Source organism: Thermoleptolyngbya sp. M55_K2018_002 (assembly GCF_015295965.1).
Lineage (GTDB): Bacteria > Cyanobacteriota > Cyanobacteriia > Elainellales > Elainellaceae > Thermoleptolyngbya > Thermoleptolyngbya sichuanensis.
This window is the reverse complement of sequence record NZ_DVEA01000189.1, coordinates 1-7,704: the sequence shown is the minus strand read 5'-3', so window position 1 is coordinate 7,704 and position 7,704 is coordinate 1. Positions and strand designations below refer to the sequence as shown.

Below are 7,704 nucleotides of genomic sequence, written 5' to 3'. Positions count from 1 at the left end.
CCGGGCTATTCCTCCACGTTTTATACCGACCAGCCGATTATTCCCAACGGCAACTTTACCTGGGGCGAGGCAACCAAGAACGCGACGCGCATTCCTGCCACCAAGGCGATCGCCGACAACATCCTGGCCCTGGCGCGGGAGCTGCAACGGGTGCGAAACCAGATTGGCCGCCCCTTCCAGGTCAATTCCTGGTATCGTCCGCCAGATGTCAACTCGGCAGTGGGCGGAGCAACCAACAGCCAGCACCTCTACGGCAAGGCGGTCGATGTGCAGGTGCAGGGCCTGAGCGGTCGCCAGGTGGCGAATGCAGTGATGCTGTCCTGGAATGGCGGCATTGGCATCTACAGCAACATGCCGAACGTGATCCACCTGGATATCGGGCCGAAGCGCACCTGGGGGTTTTAGGGACGCAGCCATCTCCCACCGAGGGCGAGCGTCCCGTCACACGATTGCTCAGGGCTAACGCAGGCGCGTCTCTAGTCCAAAAAGATAAGCTGTAGCAACCTAGACCCCCATTTTGCCGTCGTTGCTTTAGCGCTGTTTCACCGTCTCTTGTGTCAGTCCTGCTCATTTTTAGGATTAGGAGCGAGTCTTTATGCGTCACCTTTGTCGTCCAGGCTGTCGGTGTTCTTTTATTCCCCCGGTGATTGCAGAGCATCTTGCCCGCAAAGGGGTTGACGATGCCCGCGTCAGCTATCAGCAGAGCCGCAAGATGCGAGAAAAGCGGAAAGCGACCGCCGCCGCTGTCAGCATGGCGACCTTTACCGGGGCGGCTCCTGTGGGCAAGAGCGATCGCCTCGTTTACGACTGCGAACAAACCTGGCAGCAGCGGCTCAAGCTGGTGCGCGGCGAGTCTGATCCAGAAACGGGCGATGCCGACGTGACGACTATTCACAACTACGCAGGTGTCGTCCGCGACTATTTCCAAACCGTCATGGGGCGCAACTCGATTGACAACCTGGGCATGGATTTGATCCTGAATGTCCACTTTGGCGTGCGCTATCTCAACGCCTTCTGGGACGGGGACGAAATGACCTTTGGCGATGGCGATGGCAAGATTTTCACCAGCTTCGCCAACTCTCTGGATGTGGTGGCCCACGAGCTAACCCACGGCGTAATTCAGTTCACCGCCAATCTAGAATACAAGGGGCAATCCGGGGCGCTAAACGAACACTTCGCCGATGTGTTTGGCACCGCCATTACGCAATATGCCGAAGGGCAAACCGCCAGCACCGCCGACTGGCTGATTGGCGATGAGATTATGGGGCCGACGCTGTATGGCGAGGCGCTGCGGTCGATGAAGGAGCCAGGAACAGCTTACGACAACGACCTGCTGGGCAAAGATCCACAGCCTGGGCACATGCGCGACTATTTCAGCGGCCCCGAAGATAACTTTGGTGTGCATATCAACAGCGGCATTCCCAACAAGGCGTTTTACCTAACCGCGATGGAAATTGGCACCGAGAATGCTGCCTACATTTGGTTTAGTGCGCTGCAAAAGCTTTGGCCCACGGCTCAGTTCGACGATGCAGTGGCAGTGATTGTGACGGCTGCCCGCGAATTGACCCGCGATGGCAAGGTTCCTTTGGGATCAACGCAGGTGGTGCGCTCGGCGTTTAAAGCGGTGGGGCTGCCAGTCGGAGCAAGTCTATAGAGGACGCGAGAGGACGAGGGTTTGGGGATCTGGCTGCATAGCTCCAGGCAGAATGAGACAGATCCCCACTATTCGGCTAGGCGACCTTTTCCTTGGCAGCGGCTTCGGCAGTTGCATCTGGAGTTGCTGCGTCAGGAGTTGGATGCTCCGAAGTCACAGCGGCTTCATCGGCTTCGGCCTGCGGCTCGTCATCCGACTCTGGCAACCCCTTGATGCGGCGGTAGATCTTCTCGTACTCGCGGGCTGAGTGATCCCAGGCAAAATCCTGACGCATAGCCCGCTGCTGGAGCGATCGCCACTGGTCTTTGTACTGGAAGCCTTCCCAGGCGCGGATCATGCAGGTATACAGATCCAGCGGCTCGTAGCGGTCAAAGCAGTAGCCCGTGCCTTCATTTTCTGAGGGGACGTGGTGCTGCACCGTGTCTACTAGGCCACCCGTGCGCCGCACGATGGGAATCGAGCCATAGCGCATGGCAATCATCTGGCTGATACCGCAGGGTTCAAATCGCGACGGCATCAAGAAGGCATCGGTGCCTGCATAGATGCGGCGGGCTAGGGTGTCATTGTGCAGCAGGTACACGGCAACGCGGCCAGGGTGGCGCGAGGCAATATGCCATAGCTCGGTTTCATAATAGCGATCGCCCGTGCCCAGCACCACCACCTGACCGTCCGTATAGGAGATGAACCGATCCAGCATTTGGATCACTAGATCCAGACCCTTCTGTTCCACCAGGCGCGTCACCATGCCCAGCAAAAAGGCCTTGGAATTCACCTCTAGCCCCAGTTCTTCTTGCAGCGCAATTTTGTTTTCGCGGCGGTTTTCCAGGGTATCGGCAGTAAAGTTTTGCGGAATCTGGCGATCGCGCTCCGGGTCAAACAGCCCTTGGTCAATGCCGTTGAGAATCCCCACGAGCTTGCCGCTGATGTAGGACAGCAGCCCTTCTAGCTGTTCGCCATACTCCGGCGTTTTGATTTGCTCGGCATAGGTCGGCGAAACCGTCGTCACCATATCCGCAAACTGCACCGCCGCCGCCATCGTGTTGTGCCCCTGCATATACCACGGGCACCAGGTCATCTGCTCCAAGCGCCAGCGCCACGGCCCCTGATAGGCCAGGTTGTGAATCGTGAAGACGGTCTTGATGTCTTCGGTTTCGTGCATCCACACGGGAATCATGCCCGCGTGCCAGTCGTGGCAGTGAATCACGTCTGGCCGCCAATAGTTCCAGGCAAACTCGGAAGCCGCATTGGCAAACAGCGTGAACCGCCAGTCTTCGTCTTCCCCGTAGTAGATGCGGCGGGGCATAAAGGAGGGATGCCCAAACAGATAAACCGGGACATCGGTTCTGGGCAGCTTGCTTTCAAAAATTTTGAAATTCTGAAACATTGCCGTGCCAGACCAGACGGGCTTTTTGGGAATTTCCATCTTGTCTGGCAAAAAGCCGTAGTAGGGCATAAAGATGCGAACATCGTGCCCCATCTGCCGCAGCACTTTGGGCAGTGCGCCCACCACATCGCCCATGCCGCCTGCTTTTGCCACCGGGGCCGCTTCGGCCGCCACAAACAAAATTCGCATCGTGACCCCCCTGAGTCTCCCGAACGTCTCGATTGTGCGTTCATCCTCTAGCGCAACGCACAACACCTAAACCCTAGCAAGTTTCGGTAACGTTTTCGTAATTATTTTAGGACTGATCCCGTCGGCGGGGAGTTCGCAGGGGGGTAGCTGAGGGACTAATAAACGCGGCGACCATAGTAATTTCCGGGCGGGCTATAGCGACAAACCAGGATATCGTTGCCGCCTGCGGTGGAGAGGGCACAGCCGACATGGGTGGTGTCGCGCCAGATGATTTGGGTATAGTGCCCCACATCGGCCCAGTTGCCAGTCGTGCTGACGTTAGGGAAGGTGCCCGGACGAAAATACCGCTTTTCGTCGCCCCAGCCCGTCACCATGTCGTCGTAGGAAAAGTAGCCCGACGTGCCCATCCACAGATTTTCGCCCTCGCCCGTGCCCTGGCTGTGAACCAATCGACGGCCGCCCTGTGCGGCCAGTTCGTTTGCCCAGCCTTGGGCATTTTGCGCCAGTTGGTTTGACCATTGCAGCGGCGGCAGGTTTAGCTCGGTGCGATAGCGATTGTGAGAAGCCAGCATAGTGTCCACAAAGGCTTCGTCTGAGCGGTCGGCTCTCTGCCGAGGGGCTTCGCGCCATCCCGATGCCCGTCGCCCTAAAGGATGCCATTCCAGAGAAGACTCAGATGGCCCAGATGGCTCAAATGACTCAAATGATGACTCAAACGATTGCTTGGATGATCGCTCAAACCAGGTCAAGGCCTGCTCTGTGGCGATCGCCTGCCGATGGAGCCAGCCCATACCCAGCAGCAGCAACAGCCCGCCCAGCCTAGCGAAACCCGTTCTCAACCCTTTATCCATGATTGCCCCTGGGATTATCTCTGGCTTGTGTTGACAAGGACTGGCGATCGCCCCTCATCACCCGCACAAAAACAGGGCGATCGCGCTAGTTTCCAAGACGCATCGCCAATCTGGTAAGTTCCCGCCAGGGGTTCCCGGAAACCTAGCCCCGCTGAATCGTGGCAAAAATTTCGTCCAACACAGCCTGTGCGCCCTGTTCCTTGAGCCGATGGGCCAGGTCGATGCCAATCTGCTCGGCGGTGTCTGGTGCGCCAGAAACGGTGTCTTTGATCAGGGTTTGCCCGTCGAGGCTGGCGACCAGCCCGGTCAGCGTCAGCGTGTCGCCTTCAATCCCCGTGTGAACCCCGATGGGAACCTGGCAGCCGCCCTCTAGCTCCCGCAAAAAGGCGCGTTCGGCGTAGCAGCGTTGGGCAGTGGGGGGATGCTCCAGCACCTTCAGCACCGCGAGAATTTCGGGGTCTTCGGTGCGGCACTCGATGCCCAGTGCGCCCTGGCCGACCGCGTGCAGCGAGATGTCGCCGGGAATATTTTGGTGAATGCGATCGCCCATGCCCAGCCGCTTTAGCCCCGCCACCGCCAGGATCAGCGCGTCATATTCGCCCGCATCCAGCTTGGCCAGCCGCGTGTTCAGGTTGCCGCGCACGTCTTTGAACGCCAGATGAGGATAGTGATGCCGCAGTTGCGCCAGCCGCCGCAGCGACGACGTGCCAATCACCGCGCCCTCTGGCAGGGTGTCAAGCTGCTTGTCTTGATGCTTCTCATGCACCACCAGCGCATCGGCTGGGTCTTCGCGCTCAGTCACACAGCCCAGCATCAGCCCTTCTGGCAGGCGCGTCGGCAAGTCCTTGAGCGAATGCACGGCAAAGTCGATATCGCCGTTCAGCATCCCCACTTCTAGCTCTTTGGTAAACAGCCCCTTGTCGCCAATCTTGGCCAGCGCCACGTCCAGAATCTTGTCACCTTGGGTACTCATGGTGTGAACCTCAAAGATGTGCCCCGGAAAGGCTTTTTGTAGCTCGGACTGCACCCAGTGGGTTTGCACTAGGGCAAGTTGACTTTTGCGAGAACCGATGCGAATGGTGCGGGGAGGACTGGCGATCATGTGCAAAGAAGTGTGTACAAAAACAGCGGAATGTTAAGCAAGCCTTAGATTTGAGGCGTTTTGAGCCAACTACCAGCTTACCGCAGGGCGGCCCAACTCCTATGCCTACTCCGAGGTTTCCAGCGGGGCGATTCGTGAAGCGATCCCTTCGGGAATCGCCCTTGCCGTCGGGATTGCAGGGGTCACAGCGGTTAAGTCTACCCGCTCAGTGATGGGCAAATAGCCGAGCCACTGCTGCGAAAGTTGAGCAAAGCTCTCTGGGCAGCCGCTGACGCAAAATCGAGCCGTCCGATTGGCAGACAGATTTCGCAGCCCCAGCAGGTCTAGCTCTCGCGCTGCCGCCCGCACCACATGCACCGCCGGATCGACAAACTGCACCGTCGGCGGCAAGAGCGATCGCAGCACGGGTTTCAAATGGGGATAGTGCGTACAGCCAAACACCAGCGTGTCGATTTGCGCCTGAATCAGCGACTCCAGATAGCGCTGGGCCACCTGTCGGGTGTAGGGGTCATGAACCCGGTTTTGCTCAATCAGCGGCACAAACTCTGGACAGCCCACCTGCCAAACGGCGATCGCCTCGTCAATTTCATGAATCGCCCGTCGATAGGCATCGCTAGCCGCCGTAAAGGGCGTAGCAATCACCCCAATTCGCCGCCCCCGCTGCACGGCCGCCCGCGCCCCCGGCAAAATCACGCCCAAAATCGGCATCGGAAACTCAGCCCGCACCACGTCCAGCGCCTTGGCAGAACTGGTGTTGCAGGCTACCACCACCATCTTCACCCGCTGCTGCGTCATCCAGGTCAAGATCTCCCGCACAAATTGCAGCAGTTCCTCCTCCGAGCGGGTTCCATAGGGCAGCCGCGCCGTGTCGCCAAAATACAGCACCGATTCATTCGGAAGCTGGCGCTGGATTTCCCGCAGCACCGTCAGCCCGCCCACGCCGCTGTCAAACACCCCGATGGGGGCCTGGGCATCGCCTGTTTTCAAGAGGACGGATTCGCAAAATGTCCCGTTTGGTTCAGGAGAAAGCGGGTCTGAGGCGCGATTAACCGAGTCTGAGAACGAGGCAGAGTTAGACACAGGCTGCAAACGAAATGTTTAGAAGTTTTGCTGAATATATTGCAGGATACCCTGTGCGATCGCAAATGCCATGCGTTGTTGTCCCTGAGCGCTGCCCAAAAACGCTGCATCCTGCGCTCCAGTTACAAACCCCGTTTCCAGCAATACGGCGGGCATTGAGGTGTTGCGAATCACGTAGAATCGGGCGCTCCGCAAGCCGCGATCGTTCAAGCCCGTATTGCGAACCATGCTGTCGTGAATCACGCGGCCCAGCCGTGCCCCCGCTTCCGAGGCGTAGTAGGTTTCAATGCCGTTGACATCGGGGCGATCCATGCTGATGGCGTTGGCGTGAATACTGACGAAAATATTTGCCCGCGCCCGTTCAGCAATTTGCACGCGCGGCTCTAGGTCAATTTCTCGATCGTCTGTCCGAGTCATGACGACCTGTACGCCCTGCTGTTCTAGCAAGCGAGCCACCTGGGTTGTAATGGACAAGACAATATCTTTCTCGCGTATCCCGCCAATGCCCACTGCGCCCGGATCTCGACCGCCGTGTCCCGCATCTAGCACGACCACGACGCGGCCGGTGGGGACACGGGGCAGCGTAGTAGTGGGGGGTGTCACGATTGGGGGCGGGGTGGTGGGCGTGGGCGTGGTGGGAGGCTGGGCAGCGCCGCGCAGTTCCAGGGCCAAGAGGCGATCGCTCGGCTGGATCACATCCCGAATCACCACGCCAGCAGCAGGCTGCACCAAAATCGCCACGGTTCGCTCATCTTCTTGCAGCAGACGCACCTGCTGAATGGTGCTGTTGGCGGTGATTTGTGGGCCAATGACCCGTTCCGCCAGTCGGGCATCAGGAATCGTAATTCGATAGAAAATTCGCCCCCGATCCCAATCGCTGGTGTAGGTAATTGGCTGATCCGCCCGGATGAGCAACTGCTGACCATTACTCGACAACTCCACCGATTGCACTGTCGAAAGACCGCTGACGGGCGGCTGACCAGGGCGCGGCGGCGGGCTGGGCGAGGTGGGAGGGGTGATAGGCGGAGTTGTAGGGGGGAGCGGGGTCGGCGCAGGCTGGGACGGACGGGTCGCCACCACACCGCTGTTGGCATTTAGGCTGGGCAGCAGCACAATCCCCCCAAAATCACTGACGCTGGCCTGCCAGCCACGACGGTTGCGGTCGTTTCGGCTACCCGACAAGCGCAGCGATAGCCGCACAACGCCATTCCGCTGGGGTTCCAGCCGCAGCCGCTCCACCCCGCGATGGTTGGGCCGCAAATCGCGATTGGTCAACTGGGGCGAAACCTGGGCATTGGCAATGTCGAACTGCACATCTCGCGGATCGCTGTTGCGGCGCAGCGTCAGGCGAGGCGCACCGCCGCTGGTGCGGATGAAAAAGCCGTCCTGGGTAATCTGCACCTCGTCGATCTGGGCGGGGCCCGTTGCTGGGGGCGCAGGCGCG

The 7,704-nt window shown here is 59.2% G+C and carries 7 protein-coding genes; 2 read left to right on the top strand and 5 right to left on the bottom strand.

Features of this window, described 5'->3' with window-relative positions:
• Positions 1–405, top strand: a 405-nt coding sequence (locus tag IGS51_RS09165) for a D-Ala-D-Ala carboxypeptidase family metallohydrolase (protein WP_297078122.1), incomplete at its 5' end; no start/stop codon positions are given.
• Positions 406–595: 190 nt separating this feature from the next.
• A complete protein-coding gene (locus IGS51_RS09160) occupies positions 596–1,654 on the top strand; it encodes a M4 family metallopeptidase (protein ID WP_297078121.1) in 1,059 nt (352 codons plus the stop codon).
• Positions 1,655–1,730: 76 nt separating this feature from the next.
• Here IGS51_RS09160 and glgA read toward each other — a convergent pair whose 3' ends face one another.
• From glgA to IGS51_RS09135, 5 genes are all read right to left on the bottom strand, one after another.
• Positions 1,731–3,227: a glycogen synthase GlgA gene (glgA, locus tag IGS51_RS09155; RefSeq protein WP_297078120.1), complete on the bottom strand. Its 1,497-nt coding sequence runs from the start codon at positions 3,225–3,227 to the stop codon at positions 1,731–1,733.
• A 155-nt stretch (positions 3,228–3,382) separates the two neighbouring features.
• Positions 3,383–4,078, bottom strand: coding sequence for a CAP family protein (locus tag IGS51_RS09150; RefSeq protein WP_297078119.1), 696 nt, complete (start codon positions 4,076–4,078; stop codon positions 3,383–3,385).
• Positions 4,079–4,220: 142 nt separating this feature from the next.
• Positions 4,221–5,180: a hydroxymethylbilane synthase gene (gene hemC, locus IGS51_RS09145; protein ID WP_297078118.1), complete on the bottom strand. Its 960-nt coding sequence runs from the start codon at positions 5,178–5,180 to the stop codon at positions 4,221–4,223.
• Positions 5,181–5,285: 105 nt separating this feature from the next.
• Positions 5,286–6,167 carry a glutamate racemase gene (gene murI, locus IGS51_RS09140; protein ID WP_297078123.1) on the bottom strand — a complete coding sequence of 294 codons (882 nt, stop codon included), beginning with the start codon at positions 6,165–6,167 and terminating at the stop codon, positions 5,286–5,288.
• Between the two features lie 111 nt (positions 6,168–6,278).
• Positions 6,279–7,704, bottom strand: a 1,426-nt coding sequence (locus IGS51_RS09135) for an N-acetylmuramoyl-L-alanine amidase (protein ID WP_297078117.1), incomplete at its 5' end; no start/stop codon positions are given.

What these genes read in the sequence shown, in the direction of transcription:
- hemC (WP_297078118.1), bottom strand. Translation starts at nt 5,180, where the DNA reads ATGATCGCCAGTCCTCCCCGCACCATTCGCATCGGTTCTCGCAAAAGT.
- IGS51_RS09160 (WP_297078121.1), top strand. Translation starts at nt 596, where the DNA reads ATGCGTCACCTTTGTCGTCCAGGCTGTCGGTGTTCTTTTATTCCCCCG.
- glgA (WP_297078120.1), bottom strand. Translation starts at nt 3,227, where the DNA reads ATGCGAATTTTGTTTGTGGCGGCCGAAGCGGCCCCGGTGGCAAAAGCA.
- IGS51_RS09150 (WP_297078119.1), bottom strand. Translation starts at nt 4,078, where the DNA reads ATGGATAAAGGGTTGAGAACGGGTTTCGCTAGGCTGGGCGGGCTGTTG.